This is a genomic window from Delftia sp. DS1230 (assembly GCF_040112715.1).
GTDB lineage: Bacteria > Pseudomonadota > Gammaproteobacteria > Burkholderiales > Burkholderiaceae_C > Comamonas > Comamonas tsuruhatensis.
The window spans coordinates 367,384-393,410 of record NZ_CP157763.1; the positions used below are offsets into that span (position 1 = coordinate 367,384).

General features: G+C 68.6%; 26 protein-coding genes and 1 tRNA gene. 15 read left to right on the plus strand and 12 right to left on the minus strand.

Features of this window, described 5'->3' with window-relative positions:
- Positions 1–5: 5 nt before the first annotated feature.
- Both AAN986_RS01610 and lplT read right to left on the minus strand, forming a co-directional pair.
- Positions 6–905, minus strand: a complete 900-nt coding sequence (locus tag AAN986_RS01610; protein ID WP_043792853.1) for a DMT family transporter — start codon at positions 903–905, stop codon at positions 6–8.
- 63 nt (positions 906–968) lie between these two features.
- Positions 969–2,270, minus strand: coding sequence for a lysophospholipid transporter LplT (lplT, locus tag AAN986_RS01615; RefSeq protein ID WP_016448591.1), 1,302 nt, complete (start codon positions 2,268–2,270; stop codon positions 969–971).
- Between the two features lie 134 nt (positions 2,271–2,404).
- Between lplT and alr the strand changes: the two genes are divergently transcribed.
- Positions 2,405–3,508 (plus strand): alanine racemase, encoded by a 1,104-nt coding sequence (gene alr, locus AAN986_RS01620; RefSeq protein ID WP_047218852.1) that lies wholly within the window; start codon positions 2,405–2,407, stop codon positions 3,506–3,508.
- On the opposite strand, the gene AAN986_RS01625 is transcribed toward alr, so the two are convergent.
- Positions 3,509–3,949 (minus strand): MarR family transcriptional regulator, encoded by a 441-nt coding sequence (locus tag AAN986_RS01625; protein WP_016448589.1) that lies wholly within the window; start codon positions 3,947–3,949, stop codon positions 3,509–3,511.
- A gap of 96 nt (positions 3,950–4,045) precedes the next feature.
- Between AAN986_RS01625 and AAN986_RS01630 the strand changes: the two genes are divergently transcribed.
- Complete coding sequence (locus AAN986_RS01630) at positions 4,046–4,861, plus strand: siderophore-interacting protein (RefSeq protein WP_047218851.1); 816 nt, start codon at positions 4,046–4,048, stop codon at positions 4,859–4,861.
- Positions 4,862–4,929: 68 nt separating this feature from the next.
- Here the strand turns inward: AAN986_RS01630 and AAN986_RS01635 are convergent.
- Positions 4,930–5,006: transfer RNA gene (locus AAN986_RS01635), tRNA-Met, on the minus strand.
- Between the two features lie 142 nt (positions 5,007–5,148).
- On the opposite strand from AAN986_RS01635, the gene radA reads away from it, so the two are divergent.
- From radA to AAN986_RS01655, 4 genes are all read left to right on the plus strand, one after another.
- Complete coding sequence (gene radA, locus AAN986_RS01640) at positions 5,149–6,534, plus strand: DNA repair protein RadA (RefSeq protein WP_016448587.1); 1,386 nt, start codon at positions 5,149–5,151, stop codon at positions 6,532–6,534.
- 83 nt (positions 6,535–6,617) lie between these two features.
- A complete protein-coding gene (locus AAN986_RS01645; protein WP_046239701.1) occupies positions 6,618–7,064 on the plus strand; it encodes a hypothetical protein in 447 nt (148 codons plus the stop codon).
- 44 nt (positions 7,065–7,108) lie between these two features.
- Complete coding sequence (locus AAN986_RS01650) at positions 7,109–8,047, plus strand: branched-chain amino acid transaminase (protein ID WP_016453623.1); 939 nt, start codon at positions 7,109–7,111, stop codon at positions 8,045–8,047.
- 121 nt (positions 8,048–8,168) lie between these two features.
- Positions 8,169–8,378, plus strand: a complete 210-nt coding sequence (locus AAN986_RS01655) for a zinc-finger domain-containing protein (protein WP_012202256.1) — start codon at positions 8,169–8,171, stop codon at positions 8,376–8,378.
- Positions 8,379–8,409: 31 nt separating this feature from the next.
- Here the strand turns inward: AAN986_RS01655 and AAN986_RS01660 are convergent, their stop codons facing one another.
- Positions 8,410–9,270, minus strand: coding sequence for a capsular polysaccharide synthesis protein (locus tag AAN986_RS01660; RefSeq protein WP_047218849.1), 861 nt, complete (start codon positions 9,268–9,270; stop codon positions 8,410–8,412).
- A gap of 130 nt (positions 9,271–9,400) precedes the next feature.
- Between AAN986_RS01660 and AAN986_RS01665 the strand changes: the two genes are divergently transcribed.
- Genes AAN986_RS01665 through AAN986_RS01680 form a run of 4 tightly spaced genes read left to right on the plus strand, consistent with a single transcriptional unit; the run spans position 9,401 to position 13,762 of the window.
- Entirely contained in the window at positions 9,401–10,669 is a 1,269-nt protein-coding gene (locus tag AAN986_RS01665; RefSeq protein ID WP_047218848.1) for an O-antigen ligase family protein, read from the plus strand.
- Complete coding sequence (locus tag AAN986_RS01670; protein WP_047218847.1) at positions 10,666–11,787, plus strand: glycosyltransferase; 1,122 nt, start codon at positions 10,666–10,668, stop codon at positions 11,785–11,787. The genes AAN986_RS01665 and AAN986_RS01670 overlap by 4 nt, the downstream gene beginning before the upstream one ends.
- A complete protein-coding gene (locus tag AAN986_RS01675; protein ID WP_047218846.1) occupies positions 11,784–12,812 on the plus strand; it encodes a glycosyltransferase family 2 protein in 1,029 nt (342 codons plus the stop codon). Before AAN986_RS01670 ends, AAN986_RS01675 begins: the two co-directional genes overlap by 4 nt.
- Positions 12,809–13,762, plus strand: a complete 954-nt coding sequence (locus tag AAN986_RS01680; protein ID WP_047218845.1) for a capsular polysaccharide synthesis protein — start codon at positions 12,809–12,811, stop codon at positions 13,760–13,762. The genes AAN986_RS01675 and AAN986_RS01680 overlap by 4 nt, the downstream gene beginning before the upstream one ends.
- A 22-nt stretch (positions 13,763–13,784) precedes the next feature.
- Here AAN986_RS01680 and AAN986_RS01685 read toward each other — a convergent pair whose 3' ends face one another.
- Both AAN986_RS01685 and AAN986_RS01690 read right to left on the minus strand, forming a co-directional pair.
- Positions 13,785–14,204 (minus strand): hypothetical protein, encoded by a 420-nt coding sequence (locus AAN986_RS01685; protein WP_016448579.1) that lies wholly within the window; start codon positions 14,202–14,204, stop codon positions 13,785–13,787.
- Complete coding sequence (locus tag AAN986_RS01690) at positions 14,176–15,564, minus strand: MFS transporter (protein ID WP_047218844.1); 1,389 nt, start codon at positions 15,562–15,564, stop codon at positions 14,176–14,178. Before AAN986_RS01690 ends, AAN986_RS01685 begins: the two co-directional genes overlap by 29 nt.
- A gap of 89 nt (positions 15,565–15,653) precedes the next feature.
- Between AAN986_RS01690 and AAN986_RS01695 the strand changes: the two genes are divergently transcribed.
- The gene (locus AAN986_RS01695; protein ID WP_349335555.1) at positions 15,654–16,565 is read left to right on the plus strand and encodes a LysR family transcriptional regulator; all 912 of its coding nucleotides are present in this window, start codon (positions 15,654–15,656) and stop codon (positions 16,563–16,565) included.
- Between the two features lie 338 nt (positions 16,566–16,903).
- The gene (locus tag AAN986_RS01700) at positions 16,904–17,341 is read left to right on the plus strand and encodes a hypothetical protein (RefSeq protein WP_012202265.1); all 438 of its coding nucleotides are present in this window, start codon (positions 16,904–16,906) and stop codon (positions 17,339–17,341) included.
- Positions 17,342–17,356: 15 nt separating this feature from the next.
- Here AAN986_RS01700 and AAN986_RS01705 read toward each other — a convergent pair whose 3' ends face one another.
- The 3 genes from AAN986_RS01705 to AAN986_RS01715 all read right to left on the minus strand — a co-directional run bounded on the left by AAN986_RS01705 (position 17,357) and on the right by AAN986_RS01715 (position 20,894).
- Positions 17,357–18,583, minus strand: a complete 1,227-nt coding sequence (locus AAN986_RS01705) for an ATP-binding protein (RefSeq protein ID WP_016448576.1) — start codon at positions 18,581–18,583, stop codon at positions 17,357–17,359.
- 8 nt (positions 18,584–18,591) lie between these two features.
- Positions 18,592–19,353 (minus strand): response regulator transcription factor, encoded by a 762-nt coding sequence (locus tag AAN986_RS01710; RefSeq protein WP_016453613.1) that lies wholly within the window; start codon positions 19,351–19,353, stop codon positions 18,592–18,594.
- A 104-nt stretch (positions 19,354–19,457) separates the two neighbouring features.
- A complete protein-coding gene (locus tag AAN986_RS01715) occupies positions 19,458–20,894 on the minus strand; it encodes an MFS transporter (protein WP_047218840.1) in 1,437 nt (478 codons plus the stop codon).
- A 20-nt stretch (positions 20,895–20,914) separates the two neighbouring features.
- On the opposite strand from AAN986_RS01715, the gene AAN986_RS01720 reads away from it, so the two are divergent.
- The 3 genes from AAN986_RS01720 to AAN986_RS01730 all read left to right on the plus strand — a co-directional run bounded on the left by AAN986_RS01720 (position 20,915) and on the right by AAN986_RS01730 (position 23,650).
- Complete coding sequence (locus tag AAN986_RS01720) at positions 20,915–21,643, plus strand: helix-turn-helix domain-containing protein (protein ID WP_047218839.1); 729 nt, start codon at positions 20,915–20,917, stop codon at positions 21,641–21,643.
- Positions 21,644–21,715: 72 nt separating this feature from the next.
- Positions 21,716–22,687, plus strand: a complete 972-nt coding sequence (locus AAN986_RS01725) for an EamA family transporter (protein ID WP_047218838.1) — start codon at positions 21,716–21,718, stop codon at positions 22,685–22,687.
- 60 nt (positions 22,688–22,747) lie between these two features.
- Positions 22,748–23,650 (plus strand): M48 family metallopeptidase, encoded by a 903-nt coding sequence (locus AAN986_RS01730; protein WP_047218837.1) that lies wholly within the window; start codon positions 22,748–22,750, stop codon positions 23,648–23,650.
- Positions 23,651–23,660: 10 nt separating this feature from the next.
- Here AAN986_RS01730 and AAN986_RS01735 read toward each other — a convergent pair whose 3' ends face one another.
- Both AAN986_RS01735 and AAN986_RS01740 read right to left on the minus strand, forming a co-directional pair.
- Positions 23,661–25,118: an aldehyde dehydrogenase family protein gene (locus AAN986_RS01735; RefSeq protein WP_349335556.1), complete on the minus strand. Its 1,458-nt coding sequence runs from the start codon at positions 25,116–25,118 to the stop codon at positions 23,661–23,663.
- Positions 25,119–25,141: 23 nt separating this feature from the next.
- A complete protein-coding gene (locus AAN986_RS01740) occupies positions 25,142–26,017 on the minus strand; it encodes a TauD/TfdA family dioxygenase (RefSeq protein WP_016448570.1) in 876 nt (291 codons plus the stop codon).
- Positions 26,018–26,027 lie beyond the last annotated feature (10 nt).

Consider the following 26,027-nt stretch of genomic DNA (forward strand, 5'->3'; position numbering starts at 1 on the left):
GGGCGTCAAGCCCCACGCCGTCGTGCATGCGCCAGCGCAGACAGCAGCGCGGCCGCGATGATGCAGGCGCCGCCGAGCAGCGTGCGAGGCGTCAGCACCTCGCCTGCAATCAGCACCGAGGAGACGCTGGCGAACACCACTTCGGCCAGCATGACCACGGCCGTCACGCCGGCCGGCAGGCGCGCGGCGCCGAACTGCAGCGCCCAGTTGCCCAGCATCAGCAGCATGGCCAGGCCGGCGGCGATCAGCATCCAGCCGGCCTGCGGAGCCGGCAGCGGCGGCACCAGGCCCACGCTGCTGCCTGCAAAGGCGCTGAACAGGCCCATCGCCATGCAGCCGCTGAACATGGCCAGCATGCGCGCCTGCGCCGGCACGGCCTGCAGGCGGCGCAGCAGCACATTGGTCAGCGCGAAGGTGAAGCCGCCGAACAGTGCCAGGCCGTCGGCCAGCGACAGGCCGCGCAGCAGCCCGGGCGAGCCGCCGCTGAATGTGCCCTCGGGCACCAGCACCAGCGCCACCCCGCCGAAGGCCAGCAGCAGCCGCGTCAGCGCAGCGGGCGTGGGCCGCTCGCCCAGGAGCCTCCAGGCCAACAGCACCGACCATGCGGGCATCAGATAGAACAGCAGCACCACGCGCACCACGTCGCCAATGGTCACGGCCCAGTTGAAGGCGATGTTGTTGCTGCCCGCGCAGGCGCCCAGCAGGATCAGGGCCGGGTACTGCAGCGCCTGGCGCAGGCTGGCCGGGCGCAGCGCGACCAGCCCCGCCAGCACCAGGGCATACATCAGCGCCGTGGCCCACAGCGGATGCAGGCCGGCCTCGTGCATGGCGCGGAACGGCCACCAGGCCAGGCCCCAGACCAGGGTGTTGAACAGCAGGGCGAGAACGGGCAGCGGGCTATGCATGGGGCAATGAAAAACGCCCGGGCAGGCAAGGCCTGCTCCGGACGCCGTGGGGACAAGGGCAGGCTAGTGGCAATCCTTGCGGGCAATCGCCAGCAGGCGCTCGACTTCCTCGGGATGCTGGCGCAGGTTGTTCCTGTGCCAGCGTCCGATCAGCCACATGATGCCGGCCACCACCAGGCCGAACACCGTGATGGCACCAAAGGCCGACAGCCCGAACTTGGTGGACAGCGCATAGAAGGCGCCCAGCGCCAGGATGCAGGCCTGCTCGTTGAAGTTCTGCACGGCAATCGAGCGGCCCGCGCCCATGAGGTTGTGGCCGCGGTGCTGCAGCAGCGCATTCATGGGCACGACCAGGAAGCCGCCCAGGCCGCCCAGCAGGATCAGGAAGGGAATGGCCACCCACACGCTGTGGATGAAGATCATGGCGATCACCAGCAGGCCCATGGTGATGCCCAGCGGAATGACGCGCGTGGCATTGTCCAGCCGCATGCGCATGGATGCGAGGATGGCGCCTGCCGCCGTGCCGATGGCCACCACGCCCACCAGGGCCGATGCCTGGGAGGTACCGTAGCCCAGGGCCGCCGCGCCCCAGGCCAGCACGATGTAGCGCAGATTGCCCGACACGCCCCAGAACAGCGTGGTCGTGGACAGCGAGATCTGGCCCAGCTTGTCCCCCCACAGCCGCTGGCTGCAGGTCCAGAAGTCGGGCAGCAGGGCCAGGGTGTTGGCCAGCAGGCTCTTGCTGGGGTCCTGGCGCAGCGGGCGCAGGATGGTGTCGGTCAGCGGAATGCGCAGGTTGAACCAGGCGGCCAGCGCATAGACGCCGACCAGCACGGCAATCGCCGCTTCGGCCGCAGTGTCCACGCCCGTGTCCAGCAGCGGCAGGTCGAAGTCCAGCAGATGGGTCGAGATGCCCGGGCTCAGCAACTGCCCGCCCACGAGCACGCCCAGGATGATGGAGGTGATGGTCAGCCCCTCGATCCAGCCATTGGCCTTGACCAGCTGGGAGGCGGGCAGCAGCTCGGTGAGGATGCCGTACTTGGCGGGCGAGTAGGCCGCTGCGCCCAGGCCGACCACGGCGTAGGCGATCAGCGGATGGTTGCCGAACAGCATCATCAGGCAGCCCACGATCTTGATCGCATTGCTGATGAACATCACCCGCCCCTTGGGCAGGGCGTCGGCAAAGGCGCCGACGAAGGGGGCCAGGATCACGTAGAACAGCGCGAACATGGGCACCAGGGCGGCGCGCTGCCACTCGGGGGCGCCATTGGTGCGCAGCAGTTCCACGGCGGTCACGAACAGGGCGTTGTCTGCCAGCGAGCTGAAGAACTGCGCTGACATGATGGTGTAGAAACCGCGCTTCATGGATAGGCAGATGGGGTCAGCCGCAGGGCTGCTGACCGGTTAAATAAGGGCCCCGTGGCAAGTGACTGGCGGTTATATCACGCGGCCTTTGGCCGGCAGTGCCAGAATCCCAAGCTTCTGACTGAGTGAAAACCATGCCGCGTCCCATTCTTGCCACCATCCATTCCGCCGCGCTTCGCCACAATCTGGAGCGGGTGCGGCAAGCGGTCCCCGATGCCAAATTGTGGGCCGTGGTCAAAGCCAACGCCTATGGCCACGGTATCGAAAACGTGTTCGAGGCCCTGCGCGGCGCCGACGGCTTCGCCATGCTGGACCTGGCCGAGGCCGAGCGCGTGCGCCAGCTGGGCTGGCGCGGCCCCATCCTGCTGCTGGAGGGCGTGTTCGAGCCGCGCGACCTGGAGCTTTGCTCGCGCCTGTCCATCTGGCATGCCGTGCATTGCGACGCCCAGATCGACTGGCTGGCCGCGCACAAGACGCAGAACGGCCACCGCGTCTTCCTCAAGATGAACTCCGGCATGAACCGCCTGGGCTTCACGCCCGAGCGCTTTCGCGCGGCCTGGGCCCGGCTCAATGCCTTGCCCCAGGTGGAGGAAATCTCGTTCATGACCCACTTCAGCGATGCCGACGCAGGCGCTGGCCAGTCGGGCATCTCCGCGCAGCTGCAGCGCTTTCACGACGCCACGTGCGACCTGCCCGGCGAGCGCAGCGTGGGCAACAGTGCCGCCACGCTGCGCCATGGCGACGATGCCCAGGTGCGCTGCGACTGGGTGCGGCCCGGCATCGTGCTGTACGGCAGCTCGCCCGACTATCCGCAGCACACGGCGGCCCATTGGGGCCTGCAGCCCACGCAGACCCTGAGCTCGCGCATCATCGGCGTGCAGCAGCTGGCTGCGGGGCAGAGCGTGGGCTATGGATCGCGCTTCACGGCCGAAGCTCCCGTGCGCCTGGGCACCGTGGCCTGCGGCTATGCCGACGGCTATCCGCGCCACTGCGGCACCGGCACGCCCGTGCTGGTCGACGGCGTGCGCACCCGCACCCTGGGCCGCGTGAGCATGGACATGCTGGCCGTGGACCTGACGCCCGTGCCCGATGCCGGCATGGGCAGCGAAGTCACGCTGTGGGGCCGCGCCGGCAACGGCGCCGTGCTGCCCATCGACGAGGTGGCCGAGGCGGCCGGCACGCTGGGCTATGAACTCATGTGCGCCGTCGCGCCGCGCGTGAACAAGGCCGTCGATTGATCAGGGCGCGGCCTGGACGCTGTCCCTGGCCCGTTCCAGCAGCGCCATCATCTGCTGTTGCGCGGCAGGCTCCCAATCCTTGAGCAGCCGCGCCGCCAGCGCCTGGCGCGACTGGCGCAGCCGGTCGAACAGGGCCTGGCCCTGGGGGCTGAGGCTCAGGCAGCGCACGCGGCGGTCGCGGGCGTCCGGTTCGCGGTCCAGCCATCCCTGCTCCTGCAGCTGCGCCAGCATGCGCGCGAGCTGGGCCTTGTCCATGTGGCTGTGGTCGACCAGATCCCTTTGCGTGCGGCCCGGGTGCCGGCCCACGTACATCAGCACGCGCACCTCGTTGGGCGTCAGCCCGGGCTCCATGGACTCCATGTCCTCGCGCATGCGCGAGCGGAACAGGTGCAGCAGCTCGTGCATGGCCTCGAAGATATCGGCGGGCAGGGAGGCATTCATGGCAGGGTCTTGTGGGAATATGTTGACAAAGTCAACGGATGACAGAGAATTGGTGGACTAAATCAACATTCTAGGCCGTCACAGGCCGTTTCGCCAATGAACTTGCCCAATCCAGCCAACTCTGCCGTGGCGCCTGCCCCCGTCGTCCACCGTGTCCGCCATCCCTTCCGCGCCCGCCATGTGCAATTGCTCTCGCGCGAGCAGCCCAGCCCCGGCTTTGTGCGCCTGACCCTGGGCGGACCCGAGCTGGAGGACTTCGTCAGCGCGGGCTTTGACGACCACGTCAAGCTCATCCTGCCGCAGGCCGGGCGCGAACTGCCCGCGCTTCCCGTGCTGCTCGATGGCCGCCCCACCTTCGTGGAGGACGAGCGCCCCACCTTGCGCGACTACACGCCGCTGCGCTACGACGCTGCGCGCCAGAACCTCATCATGGATTTCGCACTGCACGATGCCGGCCCCGCCACTGAATGGGCGCTGACCGCGCCCCTGGGCCAGTGGGTGGGCCTGGCCGGGCCGCGCGGCAGCCTGGTGATCTCGGCCAACCTGCCGTGGCATTGGCTGTTCGGCGACGAGACCGCCATGCCCGCCATCGAGCGGCGCCTGGCCGAGCTGCCCGCCGGCAGCCGCGCCGTGGTGCGCGTGCAGCTGCGCAACCCTGCCGACCGCCGCCAGTGGAAGAGCACGGCCCAGCTGGACTGTGCCTGGGTCGAATCGCTGGCCGACGCCGTGCAGGCGCTGGAGTTTCCCCAGGACGACGACGGATATATCTGGGCGGCGGGCGAGCACAGCGCCATGGCCGAGCTGCGGCGCCTGCTGCTGGCCAAGGGCGCCGCGCCCAAGCGCATGCGCGTGGCCTCGTACTGGAAGCAGGGCCAGGCAGACCACCATGAAGACCTGAACGATCCCAGCTGACCTGCGTGGAGAAAAGCAAGAAAGGCACAGACGAAAAAAAGCCCACCGAAGTGGGCTTTTTTTCGTGGTGGTTGCGCGAGAAGGATTTGAACCTCCGACCTTTGGGTTATGAGCCCAACGAGCTACCAGACTGCTCCATCGCGCGGTAATTCCGCAGTAATTTCGTTTCACCGCATTTTGTGCAGCGAAGAAGGCAACTATAACCGATATCTCTTTGTCACGCAACTGCGTTAGACAACAGGCAGGCGGGCGGGGCGGCAGCCACCGCTCGGTATAGTGCCCAACCCATGGCCAAAGACAAAACCACGTTCATCTGCAATGCCTGCGGCGGCTCCAGCCCGCGCTGGCTGGGCAAGTGCCCGGCCTGCGGGGCCTGGAATTCGCTGATCGAGGCCGTTGCCGAGCCTGCGGGCGCGGGCAAGAACCGGCTCAGCCAGCCGCAGGGCTATGCGGGCCTGGCCAATGCCCAGGCCGTGATGCCGCTGTCGGCCATCGAGGCCCAGGACGTGGCGCGCACGCCCAGCGGCATCGAGGAGCTGGACCGCGTGCTGGGCGGCGGCATTGTCGAAGGCGGCGTGGTGCTGATTGGTGGCGACCCCGGCATCGGCAAGTCCACCCTGCTGCTGCAGGCCATGGATGCGCTGCACCGCGTGGGCCTGCCCACGCTGTATGTGACCGGCGAGGAAAGCGGTGCCCAGGTCGCGCTGCGTTCGCGCCGCCTGGGGCTGGAGGCCAGCCAGGTCAATGTGCTGGCCGAGATCCAGCTGGAGAAGATCCTCGCCACCATGGAGGCCACGCAGCCGGCCGTGGTCGTCATCGACTCCATTCAGACCGTGTACTCGGACCAGCTGTCCTCGGCGCCGGGCTCGGTGGCCCAGGTGCGCGAATGCGCGGCCCACCTCACGCGCGCGGCCAAGACCACGGGCATCACCGTGATCCTGGTCGGCCATGTGACCAAGGAAGGCGCCCTGGCCGGCCCGCGCGTGCTGGAGCACATGGTGGACACCGTGCTCTACTTCGAGGGCGACACGCACAGCAACTTCCGCCTGGTGCGCGCCATCAAGAACCGCTTTGGTGCCGTCAACGAGATCGGCGTCTTCGCCATGACGGAGAAGGGCCTCAAGGGCGTCACCAACCCCAGCGCCATCTTCCTGTCCCAGCACAGCGAGCCGGTGCCGGGCTCCTGCGTGCTGGTCACGCTGGAGGGCACGCGGCCCATGCTGGTGGAAATACAGGCCCTGGTCGACCAGGGCGGCCCCGCGCCCCGGCGCCTGTCCGTGGGCCTGGACCGGGACCGGCTGGCCATGCTGCTGGCCGTGCTCAGCCGCCATGCGGGCGTGGCCTGCGCGGACCAGGATGTCTTCGTCAATGCCGTGGGCGGCGTGCGCATCAGCGAGCCTGCGGCCGACCTGGCCGTGATGCTGTCCATCACCTCCAGCCTGCGCGGCCGCGCCCTGCCCAAGGGATTCCTGGCCTTTGGCGAAGTGGGCCTGGCCGGCGAAGTGCGCCCCGCGCCGCGAGGCCAGGAGCGCCTGAAGGAAGCCGCCAAGCTCGGCTTCACCATGGCCGTGGTGCCCAAGGCCAATGCGCCCAAGAAGGCCATCCCCGGCCTGACCGTGCATGCCGTGGAGCGCGTGGACGAAGCCATGAACATCGTCCGAGGGATGGGCTGAGGCACTGCCTTGCCGAGCGCATTGCGGGGGCATACGCACTGTCCGCAGCGGTCCTGCGGCGCCTCCATAAGACAATCGGCGCCATGAATTTGCGCAATATCCTGATTCCCCTGGGTCTGCTCGTACTGCTGGTGGCTGCGCACCAGTCCTATGGCTGGATGGGCGTGGTTGCCGTGGGCGGCGGCATCATGATGTGGCTGCTGCTGCATTTCACGCGGCTGATGTCCATCATGAAGAAGGCCTCGGACCGTCCCATGGGCTATGTGGGCAGCGCCGTGATGCTCAACGTCAAGCTCAAGCCCAAGGTCTCGCTGATGCACGTGGTGGCCATGACGCGCTCCCTGGGCGAGCGCCTGTCCGAAGACGGCCAGCATCCCGAGATCTACCGCTGGACCGACGGCACGCAATCCCATGTGACCTGCGAGTTCATGCATGGCCGGCTCGTGAAGTGGACCCTGGTGCGCCCCACGCCCGAACCCGAACCGCAACCCGAGACGGCGGCGGCCCCCGAGGCAGCCCCCGCGCCCTAAAATAGCGGGTTGGTGTTCTGTTCAATACCCCCAAGGATGTTTCTATGAGCCCCGTTGTTCCCTCGATGGCCGATCGTGACGGCAAGATCTGGATGGATGGACAGCTGGTGGACTGGCGCGATGCCAAGATCCACGTGCTGACCCACACGCTGCACTACGGCTGCGGCGCATTCGAGGGCGTTCGGGCCTACAAGACCGAACAGGGGCCGGCCATCTTCCGCCTGGAAGACCACACCAAGCGACTGTTCAACAGCGCCAAGATCCTGCGCATGCAGATCCCGTTCACTCAGGAAGCGGTGAACCAGGCCCAGGTAGAGGTCGTGCGTGCCAACAAGCTGGAATCGTGCTACCTGCGCCCGCTGACCTGGATCGGCGACCGCAAGCTGGGCGTCTCGCCCAAGGGCAACACCATCCACCTGATGGTGGCTGCCTGGGCCTGGGGCGCCTACCTGGGCGAGGAAGGCATGCAGCGCGGCATCCGCGTCAAGATCTCCAGCTTCACGCGCCACCATGTGAACATCACCATGAGCCAGGCCAAGGCGGTGAGCAACTACACCAACTCCATCCTGGCCAACACCGAGGCGCTGGACGACGGCTACGACGAGGCCATCCTGCTGGACGCCTCGGGCTTCGTCTCCGAAGGCTCGGGCGAGAACATCTTCGTCATCAAGGACGGCGTGGTCTACACGCCCGACCTGTCGGCCGGCGCGCTCAACGGCATCACGCGCAATACCGTGATGCACATCTGCAAGGACCTCGGCCTGGAGGTGGTGCAAAAGCGCATCACGCGCGACGAGCTGTACATCGCCGATGAAGTCTTCTTCACCGGCACGGCCGCCGAAGTCACGCCCATCCGCGAGGTGGACCGCATCGAGATCGGCGCGGGCAGCCGCGGCCCCCTGACCGAAAAGATCCAGCAGGCCTTCTTTGACATCGTCAACGGCCGCAACCCCAAGTACGCCCATTGGCTGACTCGGGTCTGAGAAAAATGACCCCCACGCTACCCTTGCTTTGCAAGGTCCACTGCCCCCCGAGGGGGTGCTTTTCATCTTGGGGCGGCCCGGCGATGAAAATGACAGATACCCACGAAAGAGATAAGCAAGCATGACAACGAATGCCACCGTCGAACTGGCGGCCAAGGACCTCAACGCCCAGGGCGGCGTGTTCTGCCCCAGCCCCAAGGCCGACATGAAGCTGTGGAACAGCCATCCCAAGGTCTACCTGGACGTGGCCCACACCGGCGAGGCCAAGTGCCCCTACTGCGGCACGCTGTACCGCTTGAAGGCCGGCGAAGTCTTCGCAGGCGGGCATTGAGCAAAGCGGGCCTCGGCCCGCTTTGCGTGTCTCAGCGCGCCGAAAGCGCGCGGCTCCAGATGCTGTCTGGCGCAGCACCTCCGTGCAAGGCCAGCATGTCCGTGAAATGGCGCCGTTCCCCGCCGCGCAGCTTGACGATGGGCGCCGCCACCTGCGGCGCCTTCGCCAGGCACAGCTGGGGGTAGAGCAGGTACCACTTCCAGCGCAGGGCGCGGTGGTAGAAGAAGGCGGTGTCCTCGGCCTTGAACAGCGTGAACCGGGCATCGGGCAGCCGGCGCATCACCTGCTGGGCCGTCACATGGATCAGAAGGTAATTTGGATCGGGAATGCCCTGCAGCACCTCGGCGGCGTCGGGCCGCGACTGCAGGCGCTGCAGGTAGGCCGCAGGGCCCTCCACGATCAGCGCCTGGTGAAACTCCTTTTGCCATTCCGATACAAAGCGCGAGCCGGCCGGAGCGCAGAATGACCAGCTTTCGATCACGGGGTAGCGCCTGTCCCTGGTGAAGCCCTCAAGGTAGAAGCCGGCCAGCTCGGCGGCGCCTGCGCTGGCGCCCATCCAGTCCAGCGGCGCGGTCAGCAGCGTGGTGGCATCGAACCAGTAGCCGCCGTGGTGCGCCACCAGATACAGGCGCAGCCAGTCCGATTGCTTGGTGGGGTGGAGTTCGGCAAACGCCGCAGGAAGGTCGCCGCAGGCCACGTACTGGCCCAGGCTCTCTGGTGTCACGACGATGACCTGGTGATCCGGGCATTGCCGCCGCCAGCTGTCCACGCACTGCTGGACGAAAGGGTCCAGGCCGGACTGGTTCCAGTACGTCCAGATCGTCTTCGGGATGTCCGCTGCAAGACCATCGGCTGCCGGGGGCGATGGGGGCAGCTGCAAGGGCGCGGGCATGGTGTAATCTGCGCCGATTTTGGAAGGGGCTGCCCAGCGATGGAGCAGCCTGAATAAGACCGCAGGAATTTTTTTCATAGCGGATGGAAAGCGGAATGCCCGCATTTTGGGGCAGAAAGTCGCGGTCTTGATGAGATTTGACAAGTCGAAGCTGCCAGGGCTCCTCACGACCCTGGCCGCTGTTCTGGTGCCCGGACTGGCCTTGTGGCTGCGTTCGGGCTATTCCTATGGCGCGGGCCTCATGGCCCTGGGCGCCCTGTGTTTTCTGCCCCGCTGGGTCCGGTACAGGCAGTCGCCTGGCACCTGGCTGCTGGTGGCACTGTTCATGGGCATGGCGGTGATGTGGTACCACCTGTCCGTGCTGGACGGGGGCACCGGTCAGTTCGACCGCCCCGTGAAATTCATCCTGGGCGCGGTCAGCCTGCTGTTCGCCATGTGCTACCCGCCCACGGCGCGGATCTTCCTGTGGGGCATACCGCTGGGCAGCGCAGGCGCGGGCTTCATGGCCCTGTGGCAGGTCTGCGTGCTGGGCATGGAGCGGGCCACGGGCTACACCAATGCCATCCAGTGGGGCAACATGGCCTTGCTGCTGGGCTGCTTCTCGTGCATCTATGCCATGTCCTTCTGGCACCAGCGCTCCCTGCTGTGGCGCCTGCTGGTGCTGGCGGCCGCTGCAATGGGTGCGCTGGCTTCGCTGCTGTCGGGCTCGCGGGGGGGCTGGCTGGCGCTGCTGCCGATGTTCCTCATGCTGATGGTGCTGGTGCGCATGTACCGCCCGCAGTACTTCGGGCGCCTGTTGCTGGGCTGCGCTGCAATCGTGGTGGCGCTGGCCACCGTGATGGCCTTCATACCCCGCGTCAGCGAGCGCGTCGACGAGGTCTACCTGGATGTGAGCAACTACCTGCATTCCGGCAACTCCAACACCTCGCTGGGCACCCGGCTGGAGCAGTACCGGCTGGCCGTGCAGATGATCGGCGAGAAGCCCCTGCTGGGCTGGGGCATGCAGGGCTATGTGGACGAGATGCACCGGCGCGTGGACGCCGGCAGCTATGGCCAGTCCATCCGCGAATACAACTTCATCCACAACGACTTCCTGGACATCTGGGTCAAGCTCGGTGTGCCGGGCGTTCTGCTGCAGGCAGCGCTGTTCATCTCGCTGCTGTGGCTGTTCTGGCCCTCGCGGCGGCGCATGGCGCTGTGGCCTGCGGACAGCACCCCCTGGCGCGAGGCCCTGCTGCTGCGTATCCTGGGCAGCCTGATGCCAGCCATGTACCTGGCCTTCGGCATGTCACAGCAATTTTTCGTGCACAACAGCGGCATCGTCTTCTTCGTCTTCCTCGTGGTGGCCCTGTGGTCATCGCTGCATGGCCTGGAAAGGGCCAGCGGAGCCGTGCGGTGACGGAGCGCGCCACCACCGCCCGGCCCCGGGTGCTGCACTTCGTGACGGGCGGCTTCTCGGGTGCCACCCAGGTGGCGGTGGATCTGGTGTCGGCGCACCGCGCATCGGGCCGCTTCGACGCCCGGCTGGTGCTGCGGCGCAAACGCAATACCTCCGATGAACGCGTGCAAAAGCTGCGCGACGGCGGCATCGATGTCGATGTGGTGGCGGGCTGGTCCCATGCCGCCACCGTCTGGCAGCTGCGCCGCATCTGCCTGGATTTTCGGCCAGACATCGTGGTCGCCCATGGGTTCAGCGACCACCTCTGGGGCCGCTTTGCCGCGCTGTGGGCCGGCGTGCCCTGCCTGGTGCATGTGGAACACAACTCGCGCGAGCGCTACACGCGCTGGCGGCTGGCGCAGGCCCTGTGGCTGACCGAGCGTACGGCCGCCATCGTCGGCTGCTCCGAAGGCGTGCGCCAGAGCCTGCAGGACCGCGGCTTTCCTGCAGCCAAGCTCATGGCCATCAGCAACGGCATCCGGCCCGAGCCCTATCTGCAGGAGCCGCCCCCCTTGCTGCAGCGCCGGCCGGACATCGTCATGGCCGCGCGCTTTGCGCGGCAAAAGGACCATGCCACCTTGCTGCGCGCACTGGCCGTGCTGCGACAGCGCGGCCTCAAGCCCACGCTGACCCTGGCCGGCGGCGGCAAGGCGCGCGCCCAGCAGGCGGCGCAGCGGCTCAGCGCCGAACTGGGTCTGCAGGACCAGGTGCAATTCATCGGCATGTGCAACGACGTGCCCGGCCTGCTGCGCGCGCACCGCGTCTGCGTGCTGTCCACGCACTACGAAGGCATGCCCCTGTCCCTGCTGGAAGGCATGGCGGCGGGCTGCGTGGTGGTGGGCAGCCGCGTGGTGGGCGTGCAGGAAGTGGTGCGGCCCGGCGACAACGGCCTGCTGGCCGCGCACGCCGCCCCTGAATCGCTGGCCGACGCCCTGCAGCAGGCGCTGCAGGATGACGAGGCCGCCGTGCGCATGGCCGCCACCGCGCGGCAGGAAGCCCTGTCGCACTACAGCCTGCAGCGCATGACCGGCCAGTACGAAGACCTGTTCGCCCGCCTGCTGCAGGGGGAGCGTCCGTGACCTGGCTCAGCATCCTGGTGCCCGTCTACAACGTGCTGCCCTACCTGGAGGAATGCCTGCAGTCCGTCATGGACCAGGCCGATGCCGGCGTTCAGGTGCTGGTGCTCGACGACTGCTCCACCGATGGCTCCTGGGCCCTGATGCAGCAACTGGACCAGCGCTGGCCCGGCCGCCTGCAGCTCATGCAGCACGAGCGCAACGCCGGCCTGAGCGCGGCGCGCAACACCATGATCGATGCGGCCACGGGCGACTACCTGTGGTTCCTGGACTCCGACGACAAGCTGCTGCCCGGCGCGATTGCCGGGCTGTCGGCCATCGTGAAACAACATGTGCCCGATGCCGTGCTCTGCGACTTCTCCGTCTGGCGCGAGGCCCCGCGCCTCAAGCACCGCCTGCGCGGCGAGGCGCACCGGCACAGCTTCCAGGGCCCCACGCTGCAATGTTCACAAGACCGGGGCGCCCTGCTGGCCGGCCTGCTGCGCACGGGGCAGCTGCATGCCTGGTCCAAGATCTCGCGCCGCAGCCTGTGGGATGCCGGCCTGCGCTTTCCTGCAGGCCGCTATTTCGAAGACATGATGACCATGCCGCAGATGGCGCTGCGCTGCGCCAGCTTCTACTACTGCCCCCAGCCCTGGGTGGCCTACCGGCAGCGTGCCAACTCCATCCTCGCGTCCATGACGCCGGCCAAGGCGGCAGACCAGTCCGCCGCCCTGTGGCCGCTGGCCCAGGCCGTGCAAGCCCTGCAGGACGATGCGCTGCGCAACGACGGGCGCCTGCAGTTCGCCTGGGCGCACCAGGCTGCGCGCAACCTCATCGGCGCCCTGCGCTTTCTCGACCGGCAGCGGGACATGCCGCCCGCGCAGCGGCAGGCGCTGGCGCAGCAGTTCCTGGCGGACTTCGGCCGCATCTCCCCGCTGTCCCTGCCGGCCCTGCGCCAGGCCTATCTGCGGCGCGGCTGGGTGCTGCGCGCCTGGAAGCTGCGCCGCTGGGAGCAGTGGGCACGCCAGCAAGGAGCCCACGCATGAGCGGCCTGAAACTGAAAACCCGGGGCGAGCTGTGGTTGGCGGCCGGCATGCGCCGCTTCTACGCCACCTTCGCACGCCGCCTGGAGAAGGGCCCGGCGCCCGACTTCCGCAGCCACGACATCGGGCCTGCGGCGCCCGTGCCCGTCTCCACGCCCATTCCCCGCATCATCTGGGCCTACTGGAATGGCGACTCGGTGCCGCTGCTCATACAGCGCTGCTTTGACAACTGGGCCCGCCTGAACCCCGGCTACAGCCTGCGCATCCTCAACGACGCGCAACTGCCGCAATACGTGCCGCAACTGCCCGGCAACCTGCAGCAGCTGCCCGTGGCCAAGCGCTCGGACTGGCTGCGCCTGGAATTGCTGCACCGCCACGGCGGCATCTGGCTGGACGCCAGCACCATCCTCACCGAGCCGCTGGACTGGCTGCTGGAGCAGCAGCAGCGCAGCGGCGCCGACCTCGTCGCCTACTACCTGGAGCGCTACACCCGCGACCCGCAGGTGCCCGTGGTCGAGAACTGGCTCATGGCCGCGCCTCCGGGCAGCGCCTTCATCGCGGCCCTGCACAAGGAATACGTGGAGCAGGTCCTGCCGCAGACGGGCGAGGCCTATATCGCCCAGCTCCAGCAGGCCGGCGAATACGAGCAACTGCGCCAGGGCATCGACATGCCCGCCTACCTGAGCATGCACCTGGCCATGCAGCGCGTGCTGCGCGCCGGCGGCAGCTACCGGCTGCGGCTGGCCAAGGCCGAGGACGGACCCTTCTTCCTGCACGTGCAGGGTAACTGGGGCCGCACCCCGCTCAAGATCCGCCTGATGTTCTCGCGCGCCGAACAGGCGCCCGTGCCGCTGATCAAGCTGCGCGCCCCCGACCGCAAGAAGCTGGACTTCTATCTGGAGCGCGGCCTCTACGTGCCCGGCAGCATCGCCGACCGATACCTGCGGGGCTGAGCGGCGAGCGCGCGCTGGACCATCAGCCCATTGCCGTCTCATGCAGGTAGTGCCACAGCACCCCTTGGCCCGCACGTTTGAGGATCACGACTGATCGGCGCGAAGTCTCCACGCCGTCCAGGCGATGGGTTTCCAGGTAGCGCATGGCCAGGCCGGCCGTGTCCCGCCATACGGGCTGCATGTCGCAGACGCATATCTCCAGCCCTGGCCGCTGGCCGGCCGCGCGCCGGAACATCTGTTCCACATCGTCCAGGCCGACGAGTCTGCCCGTGGTGGTCACCATGCTGAACTCCGGGCTGAACTGCGGCATCAGCGCCTGCAGCGCGGCCTGTGCGCCCGCTGGTTGGGTGAAGACGGTGTGGATCAGCTCGTGCACCTGGTGGATGCTGCGTTCGGCGATGCCGATGTCAATGTCACGGTCGATGGGCTTGTTGTCTTGCATGGTGGTCCTCGGGGGTGTGCAGCGATCGCAGGTGCAGCAGGGGCACAAGCCCTGCCAGCGATGCGATCAGAAACGTCATGTGATAGGCCCGGCCTGCGTCCAGGCGGGTGGCGAGCGTGTTGAAAACCATCAGGAAAAACGCAGCGCCCACGCTGAAGGCCATCTGCCGGTTGAGGTTCCAGATCACGCTGGCCTGCTGCGTCTGCCGGCCATCGAAGTCCAGCAGCGCCGTCGTCTGCGCGGTATTGGCTCCCAGGCCGCCGCCCAGGCCCATCAGCCCGTAGGCGGCCGCCAGCAGCCAGGGGTCGGCAGGGGCTGCCACGGCGGCCAGCGCCGCAATGCCCAGGCTGTGCAGCACCATGCTGGCGATGAACAGGGGCCGTGCGCCCGCGCGGTTGTACAGCCGGCCGCCCACCAGCATGGACACCAGGGCGCCGCCGGCGTAGACCATCATGAATCGGCCTGTGGCCTGCGCGCTCAGGTGCAGCATGTCCTGCAGGTAGAAGATGTTGAGCAGGTTCACGCCCGTGAACACGCCGGGAATGGCGTGGTAGACGGCCACCGACATGCGCAGGCGCGGGCTTTTGAGCAGTTGCAGTTCCACAATGGGGTGGGCCGTCTTGCGGGCATGGATGGCATACAGCACCGTGAAGGCCAGGCCCGCCGCCATGCCCAGCCAGGCCAGCGCCAGGCCCTGGCCCGAGCCTTGGCCTGCGCCATAGAGCGACATGCCCAGCAGCCAGGCGGCCAGCGCGGCGCTGACCAGCACCAGGCCTTTGAGGTCGGGCCGCTGCCGGGCCGTGGCCGGTGCATCGCGCACCCACAGCCAGGCCAGGCCTGCGGCGGCCAGGGCCAGCGCAATATTGGAATGGAACACCCAGCGCCAGGAGCCGTGGTCCACGATCAGCCCGCCCAGCCAGGGCGAGAGGGCCGGTGCAATCAGCGCCACGGCCATGACCAGCGTGGAGACACGCGCGCGCTCCGGTCCCTGGAACCGGTTGAAGGCCAGGGCCTGGCCCACGGGAATCACCAGCCCGCCCGCCATGCCCTGGATGAAGCGCCAGCCCACCAGCTGGCCGAAGCTGCCCGCCTCGCCGCAGGCCCAGGCGGCCAGGGCGAAGGCCAGCATGGAGCCCGCCATCAGCCCGCGCGCGCCCCAGCGGTCGGCCAGCCAGGGGGCGAGGGGAATGGCCAGCGTCAATCCCAGCATGTAGGCATTGGCCACCCAGGCCCCGGCCGAGATGCCCACATGGAATTCGGCCGCAATCGTGGGCAGCGCGACGGCGGGCATGAAGATGTTGATGCAGTCGACGAAGAAGCCCATCAGGAAAACGGTGGCCAGGCGGTATCGGTATGTCATCTTGCGCTTTCAGGAGGGGCAAGACTAAAGAGCGCGGGCGGCCACGTCGATGGGGCTATGCTGGACTCTTTGTTTGACTGGATTGAACAATGACCCCCACAAGCACGGCCATGCACACGCTGCTGCACCGCGCTCAGACCTTTCTGGCCGTGGTGGATTTCGGCTCGTACACCAGGGCGGCGGACTTCCTGGGCATCAGCAAGGCCATGGCCAGCCTGCACGTGAAATCGCTGGAAGAGGCGCTGTCGGTGGCCCTGCTGGTGCGCAACACCCGCAGCATCGCCCTGACGGAAACCGGGCGGGAGTTCTACGACGAGTTCAAGGGCATCGTCCGCGACGTGGGCAGCGCCTTCGACAACGCCATGCACAGCGGCAATCGCATCGCGGGCCGGCTGCGCATCAGCACCACCAGCGAATACGGGGAGAAGTACATTCTTCCGCTGATCCCGGCCTTCCTGGAGCGCTACCCGGGCATCTCGGTGGCCTATGACGTCAACTCTTCACTGAGCGACCTGGTGGCCGAAAAGCTGGACCTGGTCGTGCGCCTGGGCCACCTGGCGGACTCCAGCTTCAAAAGCCGCAGGCTGGCCGGCTACGACATCGTGCTGGTGGCCTCGGCCGCCTTCCTGCGCAGCCATCCCGTGCGCCGGCCCGAAGACCTGGCGGACCTGCCCTGGATTGCCAACAGCAACCTCACCCACCCCACGGCCTGGACGCTGCGCACTGCCGGTGGCCAGGGCGTGGACGTGGTGGGCCGGGCGGCCCACCAATCCAACTCCTCCACCGCCATCCGCGCCCTGGCCCGGTCCTCGCTGGGCGTGGCCGTGCTGCCTGCGTGGTTTGTGGAGGACGACCTGGCCGGCGGCGTGCTGCAGCGCGTGCTGCCCGACCACGCCCTGCCGCCCCAGCCCATCAGCGTGGTCTTTCCCGACAGCAGCCACCTGCCGCGCAAGACCCGCGTGTTCATCGACTTCCTGTGCGAGCACCTGGGCCGGGATTGAGGGCTCGGCTGGCCGGCCGGCCCTGGCCCCGTTAAACTGCCCGCAAGCCGAAAGGCCCGGTGCGTAGAAACACCTTTGAACCAGCGTGCAGCCCCCACCGTAAAGCGGGGCTTTGTCATACCCAATTTCAGGATGTGCGCTTGCGCACGTCCGCAAGTTATGGGGTGTGGTGGGGGCTACCCGTAAGGATGTCCGCATGGCTGGTTCCATGTTTCTAACCGCCACACTCCACCCGTTGTGCGTAGAAACGCAGCGCGTGGTTCTTCAGTCTCAACCAGGAGCTGCAGCCATGAACGTACTCACCTTGTCCGGCCTTTTCCGACAGGAGGGCTGACCCCATGACATCCCGCAAAAACACTGCCGGCGCGGCAGTGCAGGCGCAGCCTTTGCCCAAGCGGTCGCAAGCCGCAAGGCCTTCCGACTGGCCCAGCGCGTGGCAGGCCATGCATGTCTGTCTGGTCGTCATCGAGGGGCGGCTGGTCACCCTGGCCGAGGTCTGTGGCAAAAAGCCCGACCGCAAGGCCCGCCAGTTCGACGTGGAATGCGCGGTGGAGCTGGCGCTGGCGCACATACGCCGCATGCGCGCCGACCCGCCGGACAGCCACCAGGCGTTCGAGCAGCAGTGGCACCTGGCGTCCTGCGCCATCGAACTGGCCGATGGCGCCTACCGCTTCCCCCGCTCGCGCTACGGCCGCCTGCTCAAGCGCACCCGCTGGCATTTCGACCTGCTCAGGGACCTGGTGGAACGTGTGGAGTGGCAGCACCGGCGCGGCTGAGCCGCAGGCGGCAGCTCAGGCCAGCGGCAGCCGCAGCACGAAGCAGGCGCCCGGCTGGCCGTCGGCGCGGCCTTCGCAGTGCACGCTGCCGCCGTGGCGCTGGGCGATGGAGCGCACCAGGGCCAGGCCCAGGCCCACGCCGCCCGAGCGCTCGCTGGCGCCGGGCAGGCGGAAGAACTTCTCGAAGATGCGCTCGCGGTGGGCCGGCGCCACGCCGGGGCCATGGTCGCAGACGCGGATCTCGGCCATGGCGTCCTGGCGCGCAAGCTCCAGCGTGATGGCGCCCTGGCTGTAGCGGCGCGCGTTCTCCAGCAGGTTGCGCACGGCACGGCGCAGCAGCTTGGAGATGCCGGGCACTTCCAGCGCGTCGGTGGACTGCAGGTCCAGGTCGGCATCCACGCGCGCGCATTCCTCGGCGGCCAGGCCGATCAGGTCCACGGGCTCGATCGTGCCCACGTCACCCTCATAGGTCTCCAGCCGGCTGGCCAGCAGGATCTCGTCCACCAACTGGTCCAGCTCGCTGATGTTGCGCTGGATCTCGGCGCGCGCGCGGGCGCTGGCCGGGTCGTCGCCCATGAATTCCAGGCCCATGCGGATGCGCGTCAGCGGCGAGCGCAGCTCGTGCGAGGCATTGGCCAGCAGCGATTTGTGCGAGGTCACCAGGGTCTCTATGCGCGCGGCGGCGGCGTTGAACTGGTGGGCCAGGTCGGCCACCTCGTCGCTGCCGTGCTCGGGCACGCGCACCGACAGGTCGCCCTCGCCAAAGCGCTTGACGCCGCGCTGCAGGTTCTCCAGCCGCTTGAGCAGGCGGCGGATGATGGGGAACACGCCCACGGCCACGGCCACGCCCACCAGGCCCAGCAGCCAAAGGAAGCCGAAGGGCGGGCGCAGCCAGAAGGCGGCTGCGCCGTCGTGCGGCGGGCGGTCGCCGCGCGGCGGGCGCGGCGCCATGTGCAGCATGTAGGTCTGGCCGTCCGTGCCTTCGATCTCGAAGCGCAGGCCCTCCTCGGGCGGGCCGGGCAGGCGCCGCGCACGGCCCTGGGCGATCACGTTGCCCTGGCCGTCGCGCATGGCCACGTCGCGCGAGGGCGGCGAGCTGGCGCTTTGCACGTTCTGCGCGTTCTGCTCGGCCGCGATCTGCCATGCCCAGGCCACCGTCAGCGTGAGCACGGCCACGCCACCGACCACGGCCAGCCAGATGCGCAGGTACAGGCGCTGGGAGAAGAGGGACAGCAGCTTCATTCGCTTGGCTAGTCTTGTTGCTTGGCGAAGACGTAGCCCACGCCGCGCACGGTCAGGATGCGCTTGGGCGCCTTGGGGTCGGCCTCGATGGCGGCGCGGATGCGGCCCATGTGCACGTCGATGGAGCGGTCGAAGGCCTCCAGTTCGCGGCCTCGCACGGCCTCCATGATCTGGTCGCGCGTGAGCACGCGGCCCGCGCGCTCGGCCAGCGTGACCAGCAGGTCGAACTGGTAGGAGGTCAGCTCGCAGGGCTGGCCCGCCACGGTGACGCTGCGCGCGTCGCGGTCGATCTCCAGGCTGCCGAAGCGCAGCGCCGTGGCCGGCTGGCCTGCGGCCGAGCCCTCGCCGCCGCCGCCGCGCCGGCGCAGGATGGCGCGGATGCGTGCCAGCAGCTCGCGCGGCTCGAAGGGCTTGGGCAGGTAGTCGTCGGCGCCGATCTCCAGGCCGATGATGCGGTCCATGGGGTCGCCCTTGGCCGTGAGCATCAGCACCGGCACCTGCGCTGCGGGGCCGGGCAGGGCGCGGATGCGCCGGCAGACCTCCAGGCCGTCCATGTCGGGCAGCATGAGGTCGAGGATGACGAGGTCGGGCAGGTCGGCGCCGGCCACGCCGTCGGCGGGCTGCAGCTGCTCCAGGCCGCTGCGGGCATCGCCCATGTGGGTGACCTGCAGGCCGTTGTTGCCCAGGTAGTCACCCACCATCTGCGCGAGGCGGGTGTCGTCTTCGATCATCAGAAGATGGTGCGTACTCATGGAGGGCAGTGTATTCATGCTGGGGCCTGGCGTCGTATTGCGACGATGCTCGCAGCGCCCCGTCAGCCGCGCTTGTCGCTTGCGTAAAGTTCGGTAAAACAGCGCAGCCTGCGGCCAGCCGCTCAACTGCCGCGTTGCGCGGGCCGCACCGCATGCACGCGCGAGGCCAGCGCGATCAGCACCAGCACGGGCAGGCCCAGCAGGGCCGTGGCCTGGAAGAAGCTCACGTAGCCATGCGCATCGACAAAGGCGCCCGAGAAGCCGGCCAGCCATTTGGGCGCCAGCAGCATCATGGAGCTGAACAGCGCGTACTGCGTGGCCGAGTACTGCACATTGGTCAGCCCCGACAGGTAGGCGATGAAGGCCGCCGAGGCGATGCCGCCGGCCAGGTTGTCCGCGCTCACCACCCAGACCAGCGCATTCACGTCATGGCCGCGCGTGGCCAGCCAGGCGAACAGCAGGTTGGTGGCGGCCGACAGCGCGGCGCCCAGCATCAGCACGCGCATCACGCCCCAGCGCATGGCCAGCGCCCCGCCCAGGAAGGCGCCCGCCAGCGTCATGATCACGCCGTACACCTTGGTCACGGCGGCCACTTCGTCCTTGGTGAAGCCCATGTCCACGTAGAAGGGGTTGGCCATGATGCCCATGACCACGTCGCTGATGCGGTAGATGGCGATCAGGCCCAGCACCAGCAGCGCCTGCCAGCGGTAGCGGCCCAGGAAGTCGGCAAAGGGCTCGACCAGCGCGCTGTGCAGCCACTCGGCCGCATTGCGGGCAGGCGCCAGCGGGCGCGGCACCGGTTCCGGCGAGAGCAGCACGGTCAGCATGCCCACGGCCATGGAGGCGGCCATGGCCAGGTAGGCCACCTGCCAGGCACCGCTCTGGTAGCCCGCCGTGCCCGCCACCTCGGCGCGGGCGGCCAGCCACAGCACGCCGGCGCCGGCCCATATCATGGCCAGCCGGTAGCCGGTCTGGTAGGTGGCGGCCAGCGCGGCCTGGCGCTCGGTGTCGGCCGATTCGATGCGGTAGGCATCCAGCGCAATGTCCTGCGTGGCCGAGCCGAAGGCCACGGCCAGCGCGCACCACACCAGCGGCGTGAGCGAGACGCGCGGATCGTTGAATGCCATGCCGCACAGCCCGGCGACGATGAGCATCTGCGCGAACAGCAGCCAGCCGCGCCGCCGCCCCAGCCAGCGCGTGAGCAGCGGCAGCGGCATGCGGTCCACCAGCGGCGACCAGACCCACTTGAAGGCATAGGCCAGGCCCACCCAGCTCAGGTAGCCGATGGTGGTGCGGTCCACGCCGGCCTCGCGCAGCCAGAACGACAGCGTGCCCAGCACCAGCAGCAGCGGCAGGCCTGCCGAAAAACCCAGGGCCAGCATGCGCAGGCTGGCCGGCTCGGCATAGACGCGCAGGGTCTGGGCCCAGCTGCGGCGGGGCGCTTCAGTGGGGGTGGAAGGGGCGGAGGAGGTGGTGGTGGACGGCTCGGTCATGTTGGGCTGCGGCAGGCTGCGGCCATTATCGGGCCCATGGTGGCGCGGACTGGCGCGCGCTACCATCGCGGGCACAGGATGCCGCCATGGCCTACACCCTCTCTTCCCTCCACAGCGATGCCGCCGCGCAAGACGGCGCGGCCGATGCCACCGATACCGCCTTCGCGCCGCACAGCTCGGTGCGCCGCTACAGCGGCGAGCACCAGGCCCATGCCCACGGCCATGCGCAAATCCTCTATGCGCTGCAGGGCCGCATGGAGCTGGAGGTGGGCGGGCGCAGCGCCTTTGTGGACGCCGTCAGCGGCATGCTCATCCCGGCCGGCGTGGACCACGGCTACCTGGCGGCGCCGCGCTCGCGCGTGTTCGTCATCGATGCGCCCAGCGGCCCGGGGCTGGACCGGATGCGGCGCTTTTCCGTGCCGCCCGCTCTGCGCGGCCGGGAGTCGGAAGGCCCGGCCACAGAGCAGCTGGCCCAGGTGCTGCAGGCGCCCGGCCTGCTGGCGCGCCGGGGGCTGGACCTGCAGCAACTGACCACGAGCGTACAGGCCGCATTGCACGAGGACTGGCCCACGGCCCGGCTGGCCGCCCTGTGCCATATGAGCGCCCAGCGCTTTCACGCGCGCTTCGTGGAGCTGGCGGGCCAGCCGCCCCAGGCCTGGCTGCGCGGCCTGCGCCTGGATGCGGCCGAGCGCGGGCTGGCGCGGGGCCTGCCCCTGGAGGCCACGGCGCTGCGCTGCGGCTATGCCTCGGCCAGCGCGCTGGCCTATGCGCTGCGGCGCGACCGGGGCGTGACGGCGCGGCAGCTGCGGGGCTAGCCCGTTCACAGTCTTGCGGACTACGAGCGTTTCTCGACAAGTGCCCGGCCGCGCCAGGCGCAACATGGCGCCATGGTTCGCAACTCTTCCGCTTCTTCCTCCGCCGTCGGCATCGCCTTCGTTTCAGTGGCCGCCGTGCTCTGGGGCACGACGGGCACGGCGCAAAGCCTGGGCGCAGGCGGGCTGTCGCCGTTCTGGGTGGGCGCCGCGCAGCTGGCCGTCTCCAGCCTGTTTCTGGGCGCGCTGCTGGCGGTTTCCCATTGGAGGCTGCGCGGGCGGGCCGGGCAGGGCGTGGCACCCGTCCAGCCTCTGCTGCCCAACCCGGTGCACCTGGGACTGCGCCCGGCCTGGTTCCTGCTGGCATCCATGGGAATCGGCGGCTACAGCATCTTTTTCTACGAGGGCGTGACGCTCACGGGCGTGGCCGTGGGCACGGCCGTGGCCATTGGCAGCGGCCCCATCTGGGCCGGGCTGATGCAGGCGCTGGTGCTGCGCGCGCCCCTGTCGGCCCTGTGGTGGGCCGGCACGCTGGTGAGCGTGGCGGGAGGCGCGGCCATGGTGATGGCCCGGGGCGGCGCCACGCTGTCCTGGAGCGGCCTGGCTCTGTGCCTGCTGGCGGGGCTGTCGTACGCGGGCTATGCGCTGATCAACAAGCGCCTGGTCACCCACATGTCGCCGCGCGTGGTGAATTTCTATGTGTTCACCGGGGCAGCCTGCATGGCGGTGCCGATTGCGCTGGTGCAAAGCGGCCTGCCGCAGTGGAGCCTGGCGGCCGTGCTGGTGGTGGTCTACCTGGGCGTGGTGGTGTCGGGCCTGGCGCACATGCTGTTTTCCATCGGGCTGCGCAGCATCTCCGGCCCCACGGGCGTGACGCTGAGCCTGATCGAGCCCGTGGCGGCCTTCGTGCTGGCGGTGTGGGTCGTGGGCGAGCGGCAGCCGCTGCAATCGTGGCTGGGGCTGCTGGCCGTGCTGGCGGGGCTGATGCTGGTGATCGGCGCCGAGATGCGCTCGCAGCGGGCCGTGATGGCCGCGCAGATGGCGTGACTCTTTGTAGGTCGGCGCCGCTCTTCACGATGCGCTGTTCTCCGCATGTTGCAGGCATGCATGGCCGCTAGACTTGGCGGCATGCAGCAGCCATCCCATCTCTCCTCCGAATCCTGTGCCCCGTCCGCCTGGGGCTGTGCCTGCGCGCCCTGGCGCGCGCGTCGCGGTTTCTTGCTGGCCGGCAGCGCGGCGGCCCTGGGCCTGGCCACGGCGCCGGTGGCGGCCCAGGTGCAGGTGGGCGGTGCCTCGGGCCTGCGCAAGCTGGTGCCGGCCGAGACGCTGGAAGGCGCCGCCACCGACCAGTACCAGCAACTGCTGGCCAAGGCCCGCGCCCAGGGCGCGCTGGCAGGCGACAGCAACCCGCAGCTGCTGCGGCTGCGCGCCATCGCCCGGCGGCTGATTCCCTACACCGCGCAATGGAATCCGCGCGCCAATGCCTGGCGCTGGGAGGTGAACCTGATCGGCAGCAAGGAGATCAATGCCTTTTGCATGCCGGGCGGCAAGATCGCCTTCTACACCGGCATCATCGACCAGCTGCAGCTGACCGACGACGAGATCGCCATGATCATGGGCCACGAAATGGCCCATGCGCTGCGCGAGCACTCGCGCGAGCAGCTGGCCAAGAACCAGGCCACCAGCATCGGCATCTCGCTGGGCGCCCAATTGCTGGGCCTGGGCGACCTGGGCAATGCGGCGGCCCGCCTGGGCGGCCAGTTGCTGTCGCTGAAATTCAGCCGGGGCGATGAGAGCGAGGCCGACCTCGTGGGCCTGGAGCTGGCCGCGCGCGCCGGCTACAACCCCCAGGCCTCGGTCTCGCTGTGGCGCAAGATGGGCCAGGCCACGGGCGACCGCGGCGGCCTGGAATTCCTGTCCACCCACCCCGCAGGCCCCGAGCGCATCCGCGAGCTGGAGCGCAACATCCCGCGCGTGGAAGGCCTCTACGAGGCCGCACGGCGCGGGTAGGCAGCCGCCTTCAGGCGGCGGCTTTTTGCTTGGGTTGATAGCCCATCACGGCTTTCACTTCAAGGTACTCCTTGAAGCCGTGCTCGCCCCATTCCCGGCCCGTGCCCGACTGCTTGTAGCCACCGAACGGCGCGCCGAAGTCCGGTCCTGCACCGTTGAGGTGGACCATGCCGGTGCGCAGGCGCGAGGCCACGCGGCGTGCGCGCTCCAGGCTGCCGGACTGCACATAGCCCGACAGGCCGTAGGGCGTGTCGTTGGCCTGGGCGATGGCCTCCTCCTCCGTGTCGTAGGGCAGGATGACCAGCACGGGGCCGAAGATCTCCTCGCGCGCAATGGTCATGTCGTTGCGCACGTCGGCAAACACCGTGGGCCGCACGAAGTAGCCGCGCGCAAGGCCCTCGGGGCGGCCCGTGCCGCCGGCCACCAGGGTGGCGCCTTCGGCGATGCCGGCCTCGATCAGGCCCTGGATCTTGCGGAACTGCGCCTCGCTGACCACGGGGCCCATGTGCATGGTGCCGGTGTCGGCCAGTGCATCGCCCACCTTCATGCCCTCGGCAGCGGCCTTGGCCGCGGCCACGGCGCGCGCATGCAGGGCGCGCGGCACGAACATGCGCGTGGGCGCGTTGCAGCTCTGGCCCGAATTGGTGAAGCAGGCGTTCACGCCCTGGGTCACAGCCTTTTCGATGTCGGCATCGTCCAGCACGATGTTGGCCGACTTGCCGCCCAGCTCCTGCGTCACGCGCTTGACGGTATCGGCCGAGGCCTTGGCCACGGCAATGCCCGCGCGCGTGGAGCCGGTGAAGGTCATCATGTCGATGCCGGGGTGCACGGACATGGCCTCGCCCACCGAGGGGCCGTCGCCGTTGACCAGGTTGAACACGCCGGCCGGCACGCCCGCTTCGTGCAGGATCTCGGCCACCAGGATGGCATTGAGCGGCGCGATCTCCGAGGGCTTGAGCACCATGGTGCAGCCCGCCGCCAGGGCCGGTGCCACCTTGCACATGATCTGGTTGATGGGCCAGTTCCAGGGCGTGATCATGCCCACCACGCCCACGGGCTCATGCACGATGCCGGTGGTGCCGCGCACGCTCTCGAACTCGAATTCCCTGAGCACCTGCAGGGTCTGCTTCAGGTGCCCCGCGCCCACCGTGGCCTGGGCCGCGCGTGACAGCCACAGCGGCGCGCCCATCTCCAGCGAGATGGTCTGCGCCACCTCGTCGATGCGGCGCATGTAGACCGCCAGCACCTTGTCCAGCAGGGCCAGCCGCTCGTCGCGCGTGGTTTGCGAGAAGCCGTCGAACGCGCGGCGTGCGGCGGCCACGGCTGCATCGACATCGGCGGCCGAGCCCATGCTGATGCGGGCCGCCACCTCCTCGGTGGACGGATTGATCACATCCAGCGTGCGCGGCACGGCCGGGGGAACCCATTGGCCGTCGATATAGAACTGCAGGTGCTCTTGCGTGCTCATGAAGCTGTCTCCGTGTCTCGTTGTCATTGGGTGGAAGGGGTGTCGAAGGTGACGCGCTGGTTCACGCGGTAGTGGGGCCAGTAGTCGGCCACAGCATAGTGCTGCGTGCTGCGGTTGTCCCAGATGGCGATGCCGCCCGCGTCCCATTGATGATGCACCATGAACTCCGGCTTCTTCAGCCAGTCCAGCAGGAAGGCGAGCACGCCGCGCGCCTCGTGCCGGTCCACGCCCGTGATGTGGCGCGTGAAATCGGCATTGACGAAGATGCACTTGCGGCCTGAATCGGGGTTGGTGCGCACCACGGGATGCGTCACCGGCTTGAACTGGCGCAGCGCCTCGAACAGCGCCTCCTCGCCCTTGCGGCCCAGGTATTCCCGGAAGCCCGATTCCTCCCAGGTATGGACTGCCTGCAGGCCTTCCAGGTACTGCTGCATGCCGGGCGAGAGCCAGTCATAGGCCTTGCTGGTGCTGGTCCAGCAGGTGTTGCCGCCGGCCGGCGGCGTGGTCACGATCTGGATCACGGTGCCCAGCGGCGGCTGCTGCTTCCAGCTGATGTCGGTGTGCCAGTTGTCTATGGCGGGCGGGCGGTCCTTGTCGGAGATGATCATCTCCACGTCGGGCATGCCGCTCTTGCGCTCGAAGTACGAGCCCTTGGACAGCGGGCCGAACACCTGCGCCAGCGCCACATGCTGCTCGGCCGTGATGGCCTGGGGCCGGAAGAAGATGACCTCGAAGTCGTACAGGGCCTGTCGCAGTTCCGCCTGCACCTCGGGGGACAGGGGCCGGGTCAGGTCCACGCCCTCGATCCAGGCCGCGAAGTTGGGCATGCGCGGCACGGGGCGGATGTGGTGGTAGCGGGCGTCGATGTCGATCAGCTGCATGGGGGCGGCATTGGCCATGGGGTACTCC

What these genes read in the sequence shown, in the direction of transcription:
- AAN986_RS01610 (WP_043792853.1), bottom strand. Translation starts at nt 905, where the DNA reads ATGCATAGCCCGCTGCCCGTTCTCGCCCTGCTGTTCAACACCCTGGTC.
- lplT (WP_016448591.1), bottom strand. Translation starts at nt 2,270, where the DNA reads ATGAAGCGCGGTTTCTACACCATCATGTCAGCGCAGTTCTTCAGCTCG.
- alr (WP_047218852.1), top strand. Translation starts at nt 2,405, where the DNA reads ATGCCGCGTCCCATTCTTGCCACCATCCATTCCGCCGCGCTTCGCCAC.
- AAN986_RS01625 (WP_016448589.1), bottom strand. Translation starts at nt 3,949, where the DNA reads ATGAATGCCTCCCTGCCCGCCGATATCTTCGAGGCCATGCACGAGCTG.
- AAN986_RS01630 (WP_047218851.1), top strand. Translation starts at nt 4,046, where the DNA reads ATGAACTTGCCCAATCCAGCCAACTCTGCCGTGGCGCCTGCCCCCGTC.
- radA (WP_016448587.1), top strand. Translation starts at nt 5,149, where the DNA reads ATGGCCAAAGACAAAACCACGTTCATCTGCAATGCCTGCGGCGGCTCC.
- AAN986_RS01645 (WP_046239701.1), top strand. Translation starts at nt 6,618, where the DNA reads ATGAATTTGCGCAATATCCTGATTCCCCTGGGTCTGCTCGTACTGCTG.
- AAN986_RS01650 (WP_016453623.1), top strand. Translation starts at nt 7,109, where the DNA reads ATGAGCCCCGTTGTTCCCTCGATGGCCGATCGTGACGGCAAGATCTGG.
- AAN986_RS01655 (WP_012202256.1), top strand. Translation starts at nt 8,169, where the DNA reads ATGACAACGAATGCCACCGTCGAACTGGCGGCCAAGGACCTCAACGCC.
- AAN986_RS01660 (WP_047218849.1), bottom strand. Translation starts at nt 9,270, where the DNA reads ATGCCCGCGCCCTTGCAGCTGCCCCCATCGCCCCCGGCAGCCGATGGT.
- AAN986_RS01665 (WP_047218848.1), top strand. Translation starts at nt 9,401, where the DNA reads ATGAGATTTGACAAGTCGAAGCTGCCAGGGCTCCTCACGACCCTGGCC.
- AAN986_RS01680 (WP_047218845.1), top strand. Translation starts at nt 12,809, where the DNA reads ATGAGCGGCCTGAAACTGAAAACCCGGGGCGAGCTGTGGTTGGCGGCC.
- AAN986_RS01685 (WP_016448579.1), bottom strand. Translation starts at nt 14,204, where the DNA reads ATGCAAGACAACAAGCCCATCGACCGTGACATTGACATCGGCATCGCC.
- AAN986_RS01690 (WP_047218844.1), bottom strand. Translation starts at nt 15,564, where the DNA reads ATGACATACCGATACCGCCTGGCCACCGTTTTCCTGATGGGCTTCTTC.
- AAN986_RS01695 (WP_349335555.1), top strand. Translation starts at nt 15,654, where the DNA reads ATGACCCCCACAAGCACGGCCATGCACACGCTGCTGCACCGCGCTCAG.
- AAN986_RS01700 (WP_012202265.1), top strand. Translation starts at nt 16,904, where the DNA reads ATGACATCCCGCAAAAACACTGCCGGCGCGGCAGTGCAGGCGCAGCCT.
- AAN986_RS01705 (WP_016448576.1), bottom strand. Translation starts at nt 18,583, where the DNA reads ATGAAGCTGCTGTCCCTCTTCTCCCAGCGCCTGTACCTGCGCATCTGG.
- AAN986_RS01710 (WP_016453613.1), bottom strand. Translation starts at nt 19,353, where the DNA reads ATGAATACACTGCCCTCCATGAGTACGCACCATCTTCTGATGATCGAA.
- AAN986_RS01715 (WP_047218840.1), bottom strand. Translation starts at nt 20,894, where the DNA reads ATGGTAGCGCGCGCCAGTCCGCGCCACCATGGGCCCGATAATGGCCGC.
- AAN986_RS01720 (WP_047218839.1), top strand. Translation starts at nt 20,915, where the DNA reads ATGGCCTACACCCTCTCTTCCCTCCACAGCGATGCCGCCGCGCAAGAC.
- AAN986_RS01725 (WP_047218838.1), top strand. Translation starts at nt 21,716, where the DNA reads ATGGTTCGCAACTCTTCCGCTTCTTCCTCCGCCGTCGGCATCGCCTTC.
- AAN986_RS01730 (WP_047218837.1), top strand. Translation starts at nt 22,748, where the DNA reads ATGGCCGCTAGACTTGGCGGCATGCAGCAGCCATCCCATCTCTCCTCC.
- AAN986_RS01735 (WP_349335556.1), bottom strand. Translation starts at nt 25,118, where the DNA reads ATGAGCACGCAAGAGCACCTGCAGTTCTATATCGACGGCCAATGGGTT.
- AAN986_RS01740 (WP_016448570.1), bottom strand. Translation starts at nt 26,017, where the DNA reads ATGGCCAATGCCGCCCCCATGCAGCTGATCGACATCGACGCCCGCTAC.